The sequence below is a fragment of the Pelagibius marinus genome, from assembly GCF_014925385.1.
Lineage (GTDB): Bacteria > Pseudomonadota > Alphaproteobacteria > Kiloniellales > Kiloniellaceae > Pelagibius > Pelagibius marinus.
In genome coordinates this window covers 36767-52397 of the sequence record NZ_JACSDK010000022.1, presented here as the reverse complement: position 1 = coordinate 52397, position 15631 = coordinate 36767, and the positions used below count along the sequence as shown (strand labels likewise).

16 protein-coding genes and 1 riboswitch are annotated in these 15631 nt (G+C 68.6%); of the genes, 7 read left to right on the top strand and 9 right to left on the bottom strand.

The genetic code is table 11. From position 1 onward, the window contains the following. The first annotated feature begins 83 nt into the window (after positions 1–83). Complete coding sequence (locus tag H7X47_RS25065; protein WP_193371524.1) at positions 84–323, top strand: hypothetical protein; 240 nt, start codon at positions 84–86, stop codon at positions 321–323. 9 nt (positions 324–332) lie between these two features. Here H7X47_RS25065 and mtgA read toward each other — a convergent pair whose 3' ends face one another. The 5 genes from mtgA to thiB form a co-directional block, all read right to left on the bottom strand. After that, positions 333–986 carry a monofunctional biosynthetic peptidoglycan transglycosylase gene (mtgA, locus tag H7X47_RS25060; protein ID WP_319633684.1) on the bottom strand — a complete coding sequence of 218 codons (654 nt, stop codon included), beginning with the start codon at positions 984–986 and terminating at the stop codon, positions 333–335. A 151-nt stretch (positions 987–1137) separates the two neighbouring features. Then, positions 1138–3462 (bottom strand): DUF2336 domain-containing protein, encoded by a 2325-nt coding sequence (locus H7X47_RS25055; RefSeq protein ID WP_193371523.1) that lies wholly within the window; start codon positions 3460–3462, stop codon positions 1138–1140. 285 nt (positions 3463–3747) lie between these two features. Next, positions 3748–4470, bottom strand: a complete 723-nt coding sequence (gene thiQ, locus H7X47_RS25050; protein ID WP_193371522.1) for a thiamine ABC transporter ATP-binding protein — start codon at positions 4468–4470, stop codon at positions 3748–3750. Then, positions 4463–6058, bottom strand: coding sequence for a thiamine/thiamine pyrophosphate ABC transporter permease (gene thiP / locus H7X47_RS25045; RefSeq protein WP_193371521.1), 1596 nt, complete (start codon positions 6056–6058; stop codon positions 4463–4465). Before thiP ends, thiQ begins: the two co-directional genes overlap by 8 nt. Positions 6059–6079: 21 nt before the next feature. After that, complete coding sequence (gene thiB, locus H7X47_RS25040) at positions 6080–7081, bottom strand: thiamine ABC transporter substrate binding subunit (RefSeq protein WP_193371520.1); 1002 nt, start codon at positions 7079–7081, stop codon at positions 6080–6082. A gap of 54 nt (positions 7082–7135) precedes the next feature. Next, positions 7136–7259: riboswitch (TPP riboswitch) on the bottom strand. 142 nt (positions 7260–7401) lie between these two features. On the opposite strand from thiB, the gene H7X47_RS25035 reads away from it, so the two are divergent. Then, positions 7402–8154 (top strand): GNAT family N-acetyltransferase, encoded by a 753-nt coding sequence (locus H7X47_RS25035; protein ID WP_193371519.1) that lies wholly within the window; start codon positions 7402–7404, stop codon positions 8152–8154. Between the two features lie 12 nt (positions 8155–8166). Here the strand turns inward: H7X47_RS25035 and otnC are convergent, their stop codons facing one another. The 3 genes from otnC to ltnD are packed head-to-tail and all read right to left on the bottom strand — an operon-like array spanning position 8167 to position 11074. Further along, the gene (otnC, locus tag H7X47_RS25030; RefSeq protein WP_193371518.1) at positions 8167–8820 is read right to left on the bottom strand and encodes a 3-oxo-tetronate 4-phosphate decarboxylase; all 654 of its coding nucleotides are present in this window, start codon (positions 8818–8820) and stop codon (positions 8167–8169) included. Continuing rightward, positions 8817–10073 (bottom strand): 3-oxo-tetronate kinase, encoded by a 1257-nt coding sequence (otnK, locus tag H7X47_RS25025; RefSeq protein ID WP_193371517.1) that lies wholly within the window; start codon positions 10071–10073, stop codon positions 8817–8819. The genes otnC and otnK overlap by 4 nt, the downstream gene beginning before the upstream one ends. Continuing rightward, entirely contained in the window at positions 10073–11074 is a 1002-nt protein-coding gene (gene ltnD, locus H7X47_RS25020) for an L-threonate dehydrogenase (protein WP_193371516.1), read from the bottom strand. Before ltnD ends, otnK begins: the two co-directional genes overlap by 1 nt. Positions 11075–11329: 255 nt before the next feature. Here ltnD and H7X47_RS25015 point away from each other — a divergent pair, with 255 nt between their 5' ends. Next, the gene (locus tag H7X47_RS25015; RefSeq protein ID WP_193371515.1) at positions 11330–11914 is read left to right on the top strand and encodes a hypothetical protein; all 585 of its coding nucleotides are present in this window, start codon (positions 11330–11332) and stop codon (positions 11912–11914) included. A 9-nt stretch (positions 11915–11923) separates the two neighbouring features. Here the strand turns inward: H7X47_RS25015 and H7X47_RS25010 are convergent, their stop codons facing one another. Further along, entirely contained in the window at positions 11924–12310 is a 387-nt protein-coding gene (locus H7X47_RS25010) for a DoxX family protein (protein ID WP_193371514.1), read from the bottom strand. Between the two features lie 234 nt (positions 12311–12544). On the opposite strand from H7X47_RS25010, the gene H7X47_RS25005 reads away from it, so the two are divergent. The 4 genes from H7X47_RS25005 to H7X47_RS24990 all read left to right on the top strand — a co-directional run bounded on the left by H7X47_RS25005 (position 12545) and on the right by H7X47_RS24990 (position 15625). Continuing rightward, complete coding sequence (locus tag H7X47_RS25005) at positions 12545–14131, top strand: peptide chain release factor 3 (protein WP_193371513.1); 1587 nt, start codon at positions 12545–12547, stop codon at positions 14129–14131. Between the two features lie 27 nt (positions 14132–14158). After that, complete coding sequence (locus H7X47_RS25000; RefSeq protein ID WP_193371512.1) at positions 14159–14494, top strand: DUF1491 family protein; 336 nt, start codon at positions 14159–14161, stop codon at positions 14492–14494. 28 nt (positions 14495–14522) lie between these two features. Continuing rightward, complete coding sequence (locus H7X47_RS24995) at positions 14523–15191, top strand: class I SAM-dependent methyltransferase (protein WP_193371511.1); 669 nt, start codon at positions 14523–14525, stop codon at positions 15189–15191. 194 nt (positions 15192–15385) lie between these two features. Next, positions 15386–15625 (top strand): hypothetical protein, encoded by a 240-nt coding sequence (locus H7X47_RS24990; protein ID WP_227010797.1) that lies wholly within the window; start codon positions 15386–15388, stop codon positions 15623–15625. Positions 15626–15631: the final 6 nt, after the last annotated feature.

The window sequence follows — 15631 nt, the reverse complement described above, 5'->3', positions numbered from 1 at the left end:
TGGGACATTTTCCGGGCCGCCCCTGTGGCACCGTAGAACCTTCCTCAGAGAATTCGCCGAGAAAAAGCAGGCGAGGAAACGCCATGAGCAAACCCTTCGACGTCGTTGCAAGCCGCCTGAAAAACATGCTGACGCGGATCTCGGCCAAGGACGCCGATTTCGAGGATCTCTGCGCCCAACATGCGCAGCTCACCGCCGATATCCGCAAGCTCAATCCCCAGGAAGACCCGGCGCACGCCCAGCGTGACGACCAGCTGCGCCGCCGCCGCGCCGACCTGGAGCAGGAGATGTTCGCCATCATGCAGGCGAACACGCGGGTCTGAAGTCGGTATCTAGCCGCTGACGCAGTCGAGCAAGGGGCCGAGCTGGCGGATGCGCGTGCGGATGACGCGGGCCCGGCGCGCGACGTAGTCGCTGGGCGGCACCGGCCGCCATTCCAGGGGGTTGGGCAACACGGCGACGAGTTGCGAGGCCTGGCGCGGCGTCAGGTCCTCGGCAGCACGTTTGAAGTAGTGCTGCGCCGCCGCCTCGATGCCGTAGATGCCCGGGCCCCACTCGGCGATGTTCAGATAGACCTCGAGAATGCGCCGCTTGGGCCAGAGCATCTCGAGCATTGCCGTCAGCGGCACCTCCAGTCCCTTGCGGATGATGCTGCGCGACGGCCAGAGAAAGAGGTTCTTGGCGGTCTGCATGGAGATGGTACTGCCACCGCCGGCGCGCTCCCCCGACGCGTAGGCCTTGGCCGCCGCTTCCAGGGATTGCCAGTCGAAACCGCTGTGCTGGCAGAAGAGATTGTCCTCCGACGCGACCACGGCCTGCCGCAGGTGCGGTGAGATCTCCTTCCACGGCACCCAGTCCTTGTCGAGCCCCTGCCCCTCGACCAGCCGGATCAGCATCAGCGGCGTGACCGGCGGCGGCACTACCCGGTAAAGCAGGATCAATCCCAGGGGCAGCACGACGAAGACCAGCAGCAGCACCAAGATCACGCGCTGGCCCCAACGCCGCAGCCCCTCCGGAAGCGCAGGCAGCTCCGGCAGCGTAGGCCGCCACCGCCACCAGGGCTCGCTCTGGCGGCGGCGCTTCTTTCCGCCACCGCGCCTCGAGGCCTTGCGCGCCGGCCCACGGCGACGCTGGGACTTAGCCAAGTGTCGACTCCTCCTGGCGCTCTGTCCCCTCGCCCCAGCTTTCCCGCCACTTGGCCAGTACTTCCCGCGCAATGGGCCGCGGTAAACGGTCGTACATGCGCAGAACCTCCGCCGCCCGCGCTGGATCCTCGTCGGCGTCGCCGCCGCGCAGCGGATCGGTCAGCAGGAAGATCGAGCCGAAGAGCAGCTTGTCGACGCCGACAGCGCGGCAGACGACCAGCAGGTCTTCGCCCTGGCCGCCGTAGACGACGCGCTGTAGCTGCGGAGTGCGCAGGCCGCTGATCTCCCCGAACAGCAGTTCGAAGAGCGGCAGGTTGCCCTTGCGCAGGGCCTGCACCATAGGATGCGCGGCGGCTTCCGCCTCGCGGACCTGGGGTGTCGCCCCGCCCGCCTGGGCCTCGACGGCCTGGGCCTTGGCCGTGCTGGCCCGCAACGTCGCCTTGGCTTCCGGCGTTATCGGCGGCACGCCGCTCACCTTGATCCGCGCAGCCTCGCCCGGTTCGAGGCGCAGGCGCGGCAGCTCCGGCGGCTCCGGGGCAACCGCAGGGGCCGGCTCCGCCATTCTGGCGCTCTCGGGGGCACTCTCGGGCACCTCGATGATCGGGCGCTGTGGCATGGCGCCGGACGCCGCGGTCGTCAGCAGCAGCGGCGCCTGTGGCTCGTCGACCGCCAGGACCCGCCGCCGCCCCCGCAGCCAAATCAACAGCGCGACAAGGAAGATCACGCCGACGGCAATCATGATGTAAAGCTGGCGCTGCTCGATGCGTGAGAGCATAGGCGCCAGGGCCCCGGGAGACGTGATCTCGGGAGAGGCGGTCTCGGCAGACGTGGCCTCGGCGGCGGTAGGTTCAGTGGGAGGCAGCGCCGCTTCGGATTCGGCTTCCGCTGCGGCCAGGCGCGCACGCTCGGCCGCCAGAGCCCTCTCGAGCCGCCGGGCCTCTTCGCCACGCGCCGCCAGTTGGCGCTCCATATCGGCCAGCCGGCTTTTCAGCGCGCTCAGTTCGCGCACTTCGGCGGAAAGAGATTCGGCGGTGGCCGTCTGCGCGGCGGCGCGCTGTTCGGCATCATCCAGGCGCGCGCGCTCCACGGCCAGGGCCGTTTCAAGGCGCTCCGTCTCAACTTCGCGCGCCGACAAGGTCGCATCCAACTCGGCGACGCGGGCCTCCAAGGCGGCCAGCTCCTGGCGCGCGGTATCAAGCTCTTCTTCGCGCTGGGAAAGAAGTTGTTGCGGGTCGGGTTCGTCAACGGCCTCCGCCGACGGTACCGCCGTTTCGAGAGGCGCCCCGAGGCGAGCCTCCGTCGCGGTCTCTTCCGCCACCTTCTCGGCATTGGCCTGTGCGGCCAGATCGCCCAGGCTGACGCCCGGCGCCGCTGTTTCAGCAGCGGGCGCGATCGAGGGCAGCTTCTCTTCGGACGGACGACCGACACCGCTGCGGACGGCGGCCAGGGCCGAGCGGGGCGCCGTGGCGACCACTTCGGAGGCCGCACGCTCCACCGCGTCGGCCTGGGCCGCCTCGCCCAGCTGGGTCCGGCGCAGGGCCGGATCGAGCAGCAGCCAACCGCGCGTCGCGGCGAAACCGTCGACCTGCGCCACATAGGATTCCCAGTCGCGCTGCAGCCGCTCCACCGGTGCCGGCCCGAAGGTCGCCGCCATGTCGATGCGCAGGCCGCGGACGGTCTCGAAGACCGCGACCTGCCGCCGGGCGATCGCCTGGCGGGCCGCCGGATCGCCCTGGGCGATGCGCTGCATGGCGAGCCAGATGTAGGCGTCCTTGGCCTGGAAGAAGCGCGCCAGCAGCGGCCGCGCCGCGGGGTCCTCGGCCAGCTTGGCGAGGCCGCCGACGGCGCGCAGGTGATCGGCGAGCCAGGGCCAGTCCTGGGACAGGGTGCGCCGCGCCAGGCCCTGCATCAGCACCGGTACCAATTCGTCGCGCAGCTGCGCACTGCCGCGTCGCCAATGCCCGTCGAGATCGCGGTCGATGACGATGCGGTCGTCGTCGAGAAGACCACTGCGGTGCCCCGGCGGCAGATCCCCCAGGATCAAACCGCCCTCCGCCAGCAGGCCACGCAGGATCTCCGCCGTGCCCAGGTAGTTGACGCTGAGTCGCCGCCAGCGGTCCTGTGCCAGGCCGTTCGTTTCGCGCTCGGCGAAGGCGCCGAAGAAGCGGCCCAACTGGTCGAGCTGCGCGAAGGCGTCCTGGAGGTCGTTCGGATAGAGGCGGCCCTCGACCGGCGCCGGGGTATCGAGCGCGACGGTCTGTGCCCCTGGGGCGCCGCTGCCGGAAAGCATCAAGCCGCCGGCCAGCAGGCCCGCCAAAACCGCAAGCCGCCAGCGCGCCCGTCCCTGGGCGACTGCTTCTGCCCCAACTCGAACCCTTTGTGCCGTCCCCATTCCACCTTACTTGGCTGAATTTTTTTCGTGGGAGCGTGGCCTACGTGGCGCTAGCCATCCGTCTTCCGGCCGCCGGCAGCGGCCGGTTGGGCGAAGGCAGCCCCCGCCGCCAACCTAAAACATCCCCGGGGATAGCGGTAGGGAAAGCATAGGGAAATCCCCCTTTTTGGGCCCTCCGCCGGGGCAAAGAAGCGCGCAAAGGGCCTGCCGCTAAAGCGGGTCGGGGCCGAGGAAGGCCCGCAGCTCCGGCGGTCCGGCGGCCTCCAGCAGCGCGCGGGTCGGCCCCGCCGCCAGCACCCGGCCGGCGTGGAGGAAGGCCGACTGCCCGGCGACCCTGAGAGCGTCGTGCGGATTATGGCTGACCAGCACAACGGTAAGTCCCCGTTCGCGCTGCAGCTGGCGCACCAGATCCAGCATCTCCAGGCGCAGGCCCGGGTCGAGCGCGCTGAAGGGCTCGTCCAGCAGCAGCAGGGGCCTTTTCCGCACCAGGCTGCGCGCCAGGGCGACGCGCTGGCGCTGCCCGCCGGAGAGCTGCGCCGGGCGGCGCTTTTCCAGGCCTTCTAGGCCGACCCGCGCCAGGGCCTCGGCCACCGCCGCCCAGTGGGCCGAGTCGAGGCGCAGGCCGGGATCGAGCCCCAGCCCGACATTCTCCCCGGCGTTCAGGTGGGCGAAGAGGTTGTGCTCCTGGAACAGGCTGGTGACCGGACGTTCGGCGGGCTTCCACTCAGTCACATCCGCGCCGCCGATCACCACCCGGCCGGCGAGCGGCTTGTCGAAGCCGGCGATGAGGCTCAGCAGCGTCGACTTGCCCGCCCCGCTCGGCCCCAGCACGGCCAGGCACGCACCCTGCTCCACGGTGAGGTCGAAAACCATCTCCATGTCCTCGTAGCGGAAGGTCAGGCCCTCCACCTGGAGCATGAGCTTCTCAGACATGGGCGCGCCTCTTCAGGCCGCCGAGGCCCCATTCGATGGTCAGGAAGAGCGCCAGGCAGAGCAGCGACAGCACCGCGGCGACGACGGCCGCTTCGCCCATGCGGAAGCCACCCATGGCCTGGTAGAGCAGCAGCGGCAGGGTGGCGAAGTCCTGGCTGCCGAACAGCGCGACGACGCCCAGGTCGCCGAGGGACAGCGTCGCCGCCACCGCCAGGGCCAGGGCCGCCGGGCGCCGCAGGTTCGGCCACTCGACGAGGCGCAGGCGGTTCCAGCCGCCGATACCCAGGCTCTGGCAGAGGCGGTCGTGGCGCTGCGCCTCCTCCATCATCGGCCCACCGAGAAAACGCACCACGAAGGGCAGCGCCATCAGCGCGTTGACCAGGATGACCAGCGGCATGCCCAGCGCGAAGACGTCGGCCACCGGGCGCAGCAGCACGAAGAGGCCGGTGGCCAGCACGAAGGGCGGCACCACGAGGATGAGCGACGCGCAGAGCTCCAGCCGCCCCGCCGCGCCTGGCCGCCCCAGGCGGTGGCGCAGGATACGGCTGGAGACCAGGACGGCGCCGCCCAGCAGCAGGGCGATGACGCCCGCCGAAAGCGCGATCACCAGCGACTGCCCGACGGCGCGCCACAGCCGCGGGTCGATCAGCACCTCGAAGGTCTTGGGATTGAAGCCGGCGACAGCGACGGCGGCGAGCGGCAGCACCACCAGCGCCAGGGCCACGACGATGGCGAGCGTGTCGATCGAGCGGCCCAGCCGGCCGCCACGGTCCGGGCGCTCGTAGATACGCCCCTCGGTGAGCGTCATGCTGCCCGGCACCGCGAGCTGCAGCACCGCCAGCACGATGGCCCCGCAGAGGCCGAGCTGCACCAGCGCCAGGGCGACGGCGCGGCCGAGGTCGAAGTCGAAGCGCAGCGCCTGGTAGACCGCGACCTCCAGGGTGGTCGCCTTGGGCCCGCCGCCGAGGGTCAGCACCACGGCGAAGGACGTGAAGCAGAGCATGAAGACCAGGCCCGCCGCGCCCGGCAGCACCGTGCGCATGGCCGGCCATTCAATGAGGCGGAAGATGTCGCGCGAGCGCAGGCCGTACTGGCTGGCGACACGCCAGGTCTCCGGCGGCACCGCCTCGACGGCCTGCAGCAGGATGCGCGCGATGAAGGGCATGTTGAAGAAGACGTGGCCGATGAGGATGCCGGTCAGGCCGTAGAGGTAGTGCGTCCGCCCAAGCCCCAGCAGCTCCGAGAGGTCGTTCACCCAGCCGGTGCGCCCGTGCACGGCGGCGATGCCGAAGATGGCGACGATGGTGGGGATCACCAGGGAGAGGCTGAACAGCCGCAGCAGCAGGCCGCGTCCGGGAAAGCGGCGCCGCGCCAGGGCGCGGGCGACGGGTATCGCCAGGGCAACGGAGAGCAGCGTCGAGAGCGTCGCCTGGAACAGGGTGAAACGCACCACGCGCCAGAGGTAGGCGTCCCCCAGGTTGCCGGCGAGGTCCAGCCCCGGCGCGGCGAGGCCGAGCGCCGTGAGCGCGCCGCCCACCACCGCCGCCACCAGGGCGAGCGCGATGCCGGCGGGCAACCACCAGGGCATGACAGGCAGACCGGAAGCGGATTACTGGCTGACGGCCTGCAGCCACTCCTCGACCCAGGCCTTGCGCTTGGCCGCCACTTCCTCCGCCGCGAAGAGCAGCGGCTTGGCCGGATCAACCAGCTTGTCGTAGGCCGACGGCAGACCCTCGGGCAGGTCGGTCGCCGGATACATCCACTGCGCCGTGGGGATGTTCTTCTGGAAACCGGGGCTCAGCATGAACTGCAGGAACTGCCGCGCCAGCTCGGGCGTGTCGGTCGACTTCGTCATGGCCGCCACCTCGACCTGCATGTAGTGGCCCTCGGCGAAGGCCGCCGCCTGGTAGCGCTCAACGTCCTCGGCGATCATGTGATAGGCCGGCGAGGTGGTGTAGCTCAGCACCATGGGCGCCTCGCCTTCCAGGAACAGGCCGTAGGCCTCGCTCCAGCCCTTGGTGGTGGTGACGGTCTTCCTGGCCAGCTTGGCCCAGGCCGCCGGGGCCTCGTCGCCGTAGACCGCGCGCACCCAGAGCAGCAGGCCCAGGCCCGGCGTCGAGGTGCGCGGGTCCTCCAGAATGATCTTCAGGTCGTCCGGCGCCTCGACCAATTCCTTCAGGCTGGCCGGCGGGCTGTCGAGGCGCTCCGTGTCGTAGACGAAGGCGAAGTAGCCGTAGTCGAAGGGCAGGAAGGTGTCGTCGTCCCAGGCCACCGGCAGCGCCAGAGCATCCGTCGCCACGCCGTGGGGCGCCAGCAGGCCGCTGTCGCGCGCCTCGGCCAGGATGTTGAGGTCGAGGCCGAGCACGATGTCGGCCTTGTTGTTCTCCCCTTCCAGGCGCAAGCGGCTCAGCACGCCGATGGAGGAGTCGAGCGCGACGAACTCCAGGGTGCAATCGCACTCGGCCTCGAAGGCCTCCTTGATGGCCGGGCCCGGCCCCCAGTCGGAGGTGAAGGCGTCATAGGTGTAAACGGTGAGAGTCTTCTCCGCCGCGTGAGCCGGCAAAGCAGCGGCGGTCACCGCGGCGGCGAAAAGTAAGGTCGAAAAGCGCATCGGTCGCTCCATAGCTCTTATGGGGCGGCTGGCTTTGAGAAACGCGGGTCTGGTAGAGGCCTGTCGCTCAAATCCCTCCGCCGGCATTACCCGGGTCAGGTTCATCGGGTTGTCCGGTCTGCGCCGAACTCTCAGCCCTAAGCCGCTCTGGCTTGCTGGGGCACCCCGTTGAGACACCTCCAACATAGGCCGCCGACCCCGGCGCGGCAAGACGTGCCGCCGCGGAAGTGGTCCGCCGTGAAATCCCCATTTGGCCCTTGCCGGGTGGACCGCCGGACGGCAAGAGAGGGCAGGATTTGCGCAACTCCCCGGGAGCGGACATGACCGCCGGCCTCTACGACCCCCTGGACCACCCCTACGAGACCAACGCCCTGGGCCAGCCGGTCGGCGCTTCCGTGCCCGGCTGGGGCCCCTGCCCGCCGCCGCCGCGCAGCGCCATGGAGGGCCGCTTCTGCCGGGTGGAGCCGCTCGATCCCGCGCGCCACGCGGCCGACCTCTTCGCCGCCAACGGCGCCGATGCCGAGGGACGCAACTGGACCTACCTGACCTACGGCCCCTTCGCGGCGCTGGAGGACTACACAGCCTGGATGGAGCAGACCTGCCTGGGCGACGATCCGCTGTTGCACGCCATCGTCGACAAGGTGAACGGCAAGGCGATCGGCGTCGCCAGCTACCTGCGCATCACCCCGGCCCAGGGTGTCATCGAGGTCGGGCACATCAACTTCAGCCCCGCCTTGCAGCGCACCCCCGCCGCGACCGAGGCCATGTACCTGATGATGGCCCGCGTCTTCGACGAGCTGGGCTACCGCCGCTACGAGTGGAAGTGCAACGCCCTCAACGAGGGCTCGCGCCGCGCGGCGCTGCGCCTCGGCTTCAGCTTCGAGGGCATCTTCCGCCAGGCCATGGTCACCAAGGGCCGCAACCGCGACACCGCCTGGTTCTCGATCCTGGACAGCGAGTGGCCGGCGGCCAAGGCGGCCTTTCAGGCCTGGCTCGACCCGGCGAACTTCGAAGCCGGTGGAAAGCAAAAGCGCGGACTGGCGGAACTCCGCGTCACCAGCCCGTCAGCCTGAGGCGCGGCGCGGTCAGTAGTCCCAGTCCACGTCGAAGTGCTGCACGACGTCGCGGATTTGCTCCGTGGTGAGGCCGACGGGGTTGCCGCCGCGGGTGAGCAGCGCCAGCTTCGCCGTCTCCTCCAGCTCCTCCATGGCGTAGACCGCCGCCTCAAGGTCCTTGCCCGCGACCACCGGGCCGTGGTTGGCGAGCAGCACCGCCGAGCGCCGCCCGGCGAGGCTCTTGACCGCCTCGCCCATGGCCGGGTCGCCGGGGCGGAAATAGGGCAGCAGCTTCACGCGCCCCAGCCGCATGATCGAATAGGCCGTCAGCGGCGGCAGCACGTTTTCGGGATCGGTGTCCGGCAGCATCGACAGCGCCACCGAGTGGGTCGAGTGCAGATGCACCACCGCCCCCGCCTTGTCGCCACGCGTCTCGTAGAAGGCGCTGTGCAGCGGCATCTCCTTGGTCGGCGGATCGCCGTCGACAAGCTTGCCCGCCGCGTCGAAGCGGCTGAGCCGCGCCGGGTCGAGGCGCCCGAAGCTGGACCCGGTCGGGCTCACCAGCAGGCCGCCGTCGGCGGTGCGCGCGGAGATGTTGCCCGAGGCGCCGCCGGTCAGCCCGCGCTCGAAGATCGAGCGCGCGAAGCCGCAGATCGCTTCGCGGAGCCGCGCCTCGTCACTCATTGCTTACCCTCAAGCAGCCGCGCCGCCTTCACGAAGAAGTCGGGCGCGCCGAAGTTGCCCGACTTCAGCGCCAGGGTCAGCGGCTTGCCCTGCAGCTTCAGGGCCGGCACGCCGGGGTCGATCTCCGGTCCGATCTCCAGCGCCTCGGCGCCGAGCCCCTCGACCACCGCGCCGGAAGTCTCGCCCCCCGCGGTGATGAGGCGGGTGACGCCGCCGGCGACGAGGCGCCGCGCGGTCTCGGCGAAGAGCCCCTCGATGGCCTCGGCCACCGCCTCGCGCCCGAAGCACTCCTGCGCCGCCTTTACCGTCGCCGGGTCGGCCGAGGAATAGACCAGCGGCAGCCTGTCACCCTGGCCGAGCAGGAAGCCGGTCAGGGTCGCCGCCGTCACCTCGCCCGTCATCACCGCCTCGGCGGTGATCTCCAGCGCCGGGTGGTCGGCGGCATGGCGCTTCACCTGTTCCACCGTCGCCGTCGAGCAGGAGCCGGAGAGGATCGCGCAAGGCCCCGGGAGCCCCTGCCAGGCCGCGCCGCTGCCGGAGATGAGGCCGGCGGCGCGGAAGTTCTCCGGCAGGCCGAGAGCGACGCCGGAGCCGCCGGTGATGAGCGCCAGGTTCTTTGCGGCGGCGCCGATCTCCATCAGGTCGGCATCGCGGATCGCGTCGACCACGATGAGGTTGCGCCCCGCCGCCTGCTCGCCCGCCAGGGCGGCGCGGATCGCCTCATGCCCCTGCAGCACCGTGACGGCGTCCACGTGGCCGACCTGCTGGCGCGTCTGCGGTTTCAGCCAGCGGCGGATGTCGGCGTCGGTCATGGGCGTCAGGGGATGGTGCTCCATGCCGGACTCGTTCAGCAGCCGGTCCTTCACGAAGAGGTGGCCCTGGTAGATCGAACGGCCCGTCGCCGGAAAGGCCGGGCAGACGATCACCTGCTTCGCGTCCAGCGCCTCGGTCAGGGCGTCGGCCACCGGGCCGATGTTGCCCTCGGGCCGCGAGTCGAAGGTGGAGCAGTACTTGAAGAAGATCTGCCGGCAGCCCTGGGCGCGCAGCCACTCCAGCGCCGCCAGGGACTGCGCCACGGCCTCGCCCGGCGGATTGGTGCGCGACTTCAGCGCCACCACGCCGGCCTCCACGTCGGGCGCCGCGGGCCCCTTGGGCAAGCCGCCGTACTGCACCACCTTCATGCCGCCCTTGGCGAGGGTGTTGGCGAGGTCGGAGGAGCCGGTGAAGTCGTCACCGATGCAGCCGAGCAGCATCACTCCTCTCCCGGCAGGGTGAGGCCCGCGTTGCGGGCATAGATCTTGGCCACCGCCGCATCGTCCTCGCGCCCGTGGCCCGCCCCGGCGGCGGCGAGGAACTGCTGCAGAGCGGCGGCGGTCAGCGGCGCCGAGAAGCGCGCCGTCCGCGCGATGTCGGAGACGATGCCCAGGTCCTTCACGAAGATCTCGACCGCCGAATGGGGCGTGTAGTCGCCGGCGGCGATGTGCGGGCCGCGGTTCTCGAACATCCAGGACGAGCCGGCGCACTTGGAGATCACCTCCACCGTCTTGGCCGGAACAACGCCCTGGGTCATGCCGAAGGTGATGGCCTCCGCCGCCGCGGCGATGTGCACCCCGGCGAGCAGCTGGTTGATCACCTTCATGGCCGAGCCGGGCCCGGCGGCATCGCCCAGCTCGAAGACCGTCTCGGCCATGGCGTCGAGCGCCGGCCGCGCCGCGGCGAAAGCCTCGGGCCGCCCCGAGGCCATGATCGAGAGCTGACCCTGGGCCGCCTTGACCGAGCCGCCGGAGATCGGCGCATCCAGGTAGAGCAGGCCCATCTCCGCCAGCCGGGCCTCGGTCTCCCGCGCATAGGCCGGGGAGACGGTCGGGCTGTTGATCACCACGGCGCCCGGCTTCAGCCTGGCGGCGATGCCGTCCTCGCCAAACAGCACGCTGTCCGACTGCGCCGCGTTGACCACCACGACGACCGCCGCGTCGGCGCTGGCCAGGGCCTCTTCGCGCGGCGTCTGGCTGCCGCCCTGTTCGCGGAAGGCCGCCTCTCGTTCCTTGCTGATGTCGACGCCCAGCGTCTCGATACCGCCTTTGAGGAGGGAGAGCCCCATGCCGAAGCCCATGGAACCCAGACCGACGATCACCGCGTTCATCTCGTTTGCCCTCCCCCCGCAAAGGTACGACGTGCCGCCCGCGGCGGCGCCCAGCCAAAGGCCGATCCTATCTGAAACGCCGGCGCCGGCGAAACTGCGCGCCCGGCCCATCTTCCGGACAATGGCGTCCAGTGCCAGGGCACCTGCCGCGCCCCTGCTTCATTCTCAAACTTGGTGACTACGTACCTCACAGTCAAAGCGGTCCTCCAGGCCTGGTGCCACCGCCGGAACTCAACGCCGAGAGGTGGTAGAAGCGCGACTGGTCGAGACTGTCCATGATGCCGGTTCAATTTGCGAATTCCCTAGGGACTTCAAAACCTATGGTTGCTAGTCTAATGCTGCCGCGGCGACACGGAGATTTGCCCCATGCGAGCCAATCCGAAGAAGCAACACAGCGCTTTCAAGACCACTCGCGACGGTACCAGAATATTCTTTCCCTGGTGGATGCTCGGAGCAGGCTACGAAGTTCCTTCCGAAGCCCTTTGCAAGGAAATCGAGCGCTATCGCCGAATCACAACGTTCCTTGACCTATTCGTCATTGGCTTTACGGCAGCGGCATGGCGTACGCATATGGATGGCGTATTTCGGTATGGCGGCATCTTACTGCTGCTCGCTCTACTGGCCCACTACGTCATAAAGGTCCGAGGCTGGACCCACGGGTTGAAGAAATCTGACGTACCTTTGTTCACCGCCGCCGAGCGGAGGGCCAATATCGCCAACCAGCATCCAGCCAAACCGTGGATCGCGTTGATCTGCGGCCTACTTTTCTTCGCATTTTGCGTGCTGATGCTCGTCCTCACCATAGACACAGGAGACCTCGGCATTACCTTGCTCACAGGCTTCCTGGCACTGATTGGACTTGCGATCTCATGCGCCGGCGTGTGGGCAGTAGTGCTACGCTGGAGGGTCCTGCGCCACCTGGAAGCGGATGTGCCCCAGGACTTAGGCTAATGGGGCATCCTATCTCTTCTTCCTGACGATGGCGTCCAGGGACCAGGGGCCGGGGCCGGCGAAGACCAGGTAGAAGAAGACGAAGCAGTAGAGCAGCGCCGCGTCGCCGCCATTCAGCACCGGGAAGAAACCCTTCGGCGCATGGGCGACGAAATAGGCGACGGCCATGGTCCCCGAGCAGACGAAAGCGGCCGGGCGGGTGAAGAGGCCCAGCACCAGGAGGGCGCCGCCGACCAGCTCGATGACTCCGGCGGCGCCCGGCATCGACATCAACTCCGGCGAATAGCCCGGCGGGAAGTTCAGCAGCTTCATGGTGCCGTGCGCCAGGAAGGCCGCGCCGGAAGCGACGCGCAGCAGGCTGAGGACATGGGGGGACCAGGAAGTCAGCGAGGCCATGGAATCTGCCCTTGTTGTCAGTGGTTTGGCAGGGCTAGCACAGGCGCCCGAGCCGGAGCCAGTAGGACAATTGGGGCAGCCGGTGCAAGAAACCAACCCGCCACGGGCTCCCGGGGCGGCTTCTGCCGCGCGAAACACCGGGAAACGCTTGTAAAATCGGCGCCAAAGCCCCATTTTCCGGGCAGCCCAGGCCCCGAGAGCGCCCTTAAGACCGCCCCTTTGACCCACTAGAGCATGACCAGTCTTTCAGAAGCCGTCGCCCGGCGGCGCACCTTTGCGATCATCTCCCACCCGGACGCCGGGAAAACCACGCTGACCGAAAAGCTGCTGCTGTTCGGCGGCGCGATCCAGTTGGCCGGCGCGGTCAAGGCGCGCGGCGAGCAGCGGCGCGCCCATTCCGACTGGATGAAGGTGGAGCGCGAGCGCGGCATCTCCGTCGCCTCCTCGGTCATGACCTACGACTACGCCGGCAAGACCTTCAACCTGCTGGACACGCCGGGCCACGAAGACTTCTCCGAAGACACCTACCGCACCCTGACGGCGGTGGACTCGGCGGTCATGGTGCTGGACGCCGCCAAGGGCATCGAGGCGCAGACCCTGAAGCTGTTCGAGGTGTGCCGCCTGCGCGACATGCCGATCATCACCTTCGTCAACAAGCTGGACCGCGAGAGCCGCGATCCCTTCGAGCTGCTGGACGAGGTGGAGCAGCGCCTGGCCCTGGACGTCACCCCGGCCTCCTGGCCCATCGGCATGGGGCGCAACTTCCTGGGCTGCTACGACCTGCTGCACGACCGCCTGCTGCTGGTCGAGCGCAGCCGCACCCAGATGGGCGCCGAGGGCGAGTCCTGCGACGGCATCGACGATCCCAAGCTGGACGAGCTGCTGCCCGCCGACGCCGTCGCCAAGCTGCGCGAGGACGTGGAGATGGTGCGCGAGCTCTGCCCCGCCTTCGACAAGCAGTCCTACCTGGAAGGCCACATGACGCCGGTCTACTTCGGGTCGGCGCTGAACAATTTCGGGGTGCGCGAGCTGCTGCAGGGCGTCGCCGACATGGCGCCGCCGCCGCGCCCGCAGCCGACGCAAGGGCGCGAGGTGTCGCCGACCGAGGACAAGATCAGCGGCTTCGTCTTCAAGATCCAGGCCAACATGGACCCCAATCACCGCGACCGCATCGCCTTCTTCCGGCTCTGCTCCGGCCACTTCAAGCGCGGCAGCAAGCTGAAGCATTCGCGCAGCGGCAAGGTGATCAACGTGCACAACCCGGTGCTGTTCCTGGCGCGCGACCGCGAGCTGGCGGAGGAGGCCTGGCCGGGCGACATCATCGGCATTCCCAATCACGGCAACCTGGGCATCGGCGACGCGCTGACCGAGGGCGAAGAGCTGAAGTTCACCGGCATCCCCTCCTTCGCGCCGGAACACCTGCAGGCCGTGCGCCCGATCGACCCGCTGCGCGCCAAGCATCTGGGCCGCGCCCTGCAGCAGCTGGCCGAGGAAGGCGCCGCGCGGGTCATCAAGCCGAACATCGGCGCCGACTGGATCGTCGGCGTGGTCGGCCCGCTGCAGTTCGACGTGCTGGCCGACCGCATCCGCACGGAATACGAGGTGCCGGTGCGCTTTGAGCCGACGGCCCTGCACACCGCGCGCTGGGTGGAGGCCGACGATCCGCTGAAGCTGAAGCGCTTCCTCGACGCCAACCAGGGCGCCATCGGCAGCGACCACACCGGCGCGCCGGTCTTCCTGGCCCGCAACGCCTGGCACCTGGACCGCGCGACCGAGGACAATCCCGACCTGCGCTTCCTCAAGACCAAAGAGCAGATCTGATGCACGGCGAGTCGGGCCCTTTCTGATATGGACGATCGCCTGCCGGCCGAACTGTGGATCAAGGCGCACATCAAGCGCTGCATCGTCGACGGTATCCCGGCGACGGTGGTCCACCGCGGCGAGAAGAACAGCGGCATGCTGATCCTGAAGCTCAACCAGTTGGACCAGGGCGTGAAGGTGCTGAGTCAGACCCGGGACATGGAGGGCGCCATCGCCTGGATGCCGGCGCTGGGTGGCGAACTGGTGGCGGAAGCCGACGCCGATGCCTATATCGAACGGGCGGTCAAACGCGACCCGGACGTCTGGGTGGTGGAGATCGAGGACCGCGACGGTAACCATCCCTTCGAGGGCAAGCTGCTTTAGACGGCGCTCTCCCCGGCAAGGAGGCCCCATGGCACGACGCAGCATCGGACTGAGCGACGCACTTTACGACTATCTGCTGGCGAACTCCCTGCGCGAGCCGGAGATCCTGCGCCGCCTGCGCGAGGAGACCGCGGGCCTGCCCGCCGCCGGCATGCAGATCTCGCCGGACCAGGGCCAGTTCATGGCGCTGCTGGCGCGTCTCATGGGCGCGCGGCGCTGCATCGAGGTCGGCACCTTCACCGGCTATTCCGCCCTGGCTGTGGTCCTGGCCCTGCCGCCGGACGGCCGCCTCATCGCCTGCGACGTGAACGAGAAGACCACTGCTGTCGCCCGACGCTATTGGCAGGAGGCCGGAGTCGCCGAGCGAATCGACCTGCGCCTCGCCCCGGCAGTGGAGACACTGGACGCCCTGATCGCCGCCGGCGGCGCCGGAACCTACGATTTCGTCTTCATCGATGCCGACAAATCCAACTACGATTCTTATTACGAACGCGCACTCGAACTGCTGCGTCCGGGCGGACTCATCGCCGTTGATAATGTTTTGTGGGGTGGCTCGGTAATAGATTCGACTGCAAATGATAGCGATACCGAAGCTATTCGCGCCCTCAATGCAAAAATATCAGTAGACCAACGAGTTAACTGCTCTCTGCTGCCTCTGGGCGACGGAATCATGCTCGCTCATAAACAGAATTCCTAGGCCTTGTAGTCGAAATTTGTCCTAGGTCGTTAACTCATGCTTAAGCAGGTGTTAACAGCATCTTCACTCGCACATGAAAGACTCGTTACATCGGCGAAGAGGTTTCGCTGACCGTCAAACGAAGAATGAGGCTTATCATGTGGAAGATTTTAGCGCTCGGCGCTGGACTCGCCCTCGCTAGCACCAGCGTAGCGATGGCGCAGCCTCAGTGTGATCAGCGAGACTCCGTCCTGCAGGTTCTGCAGCAGAAGTACAAAGAGCAGCCCGTGGCTCTGGGCGTGACCCACAACGGCGGTCTGGTCGAGGTGCTCAGCACCGGCAACGGCACCACCTGGTCGATCATTGTGACGACCCCGCAGGGCATGAGCTGCCTGGTCGCGGCCGGCGAAGGCTGGCGTGCGATGGAACAGGTTGCCCTGGATCCGGAAGCCTAAGACGCT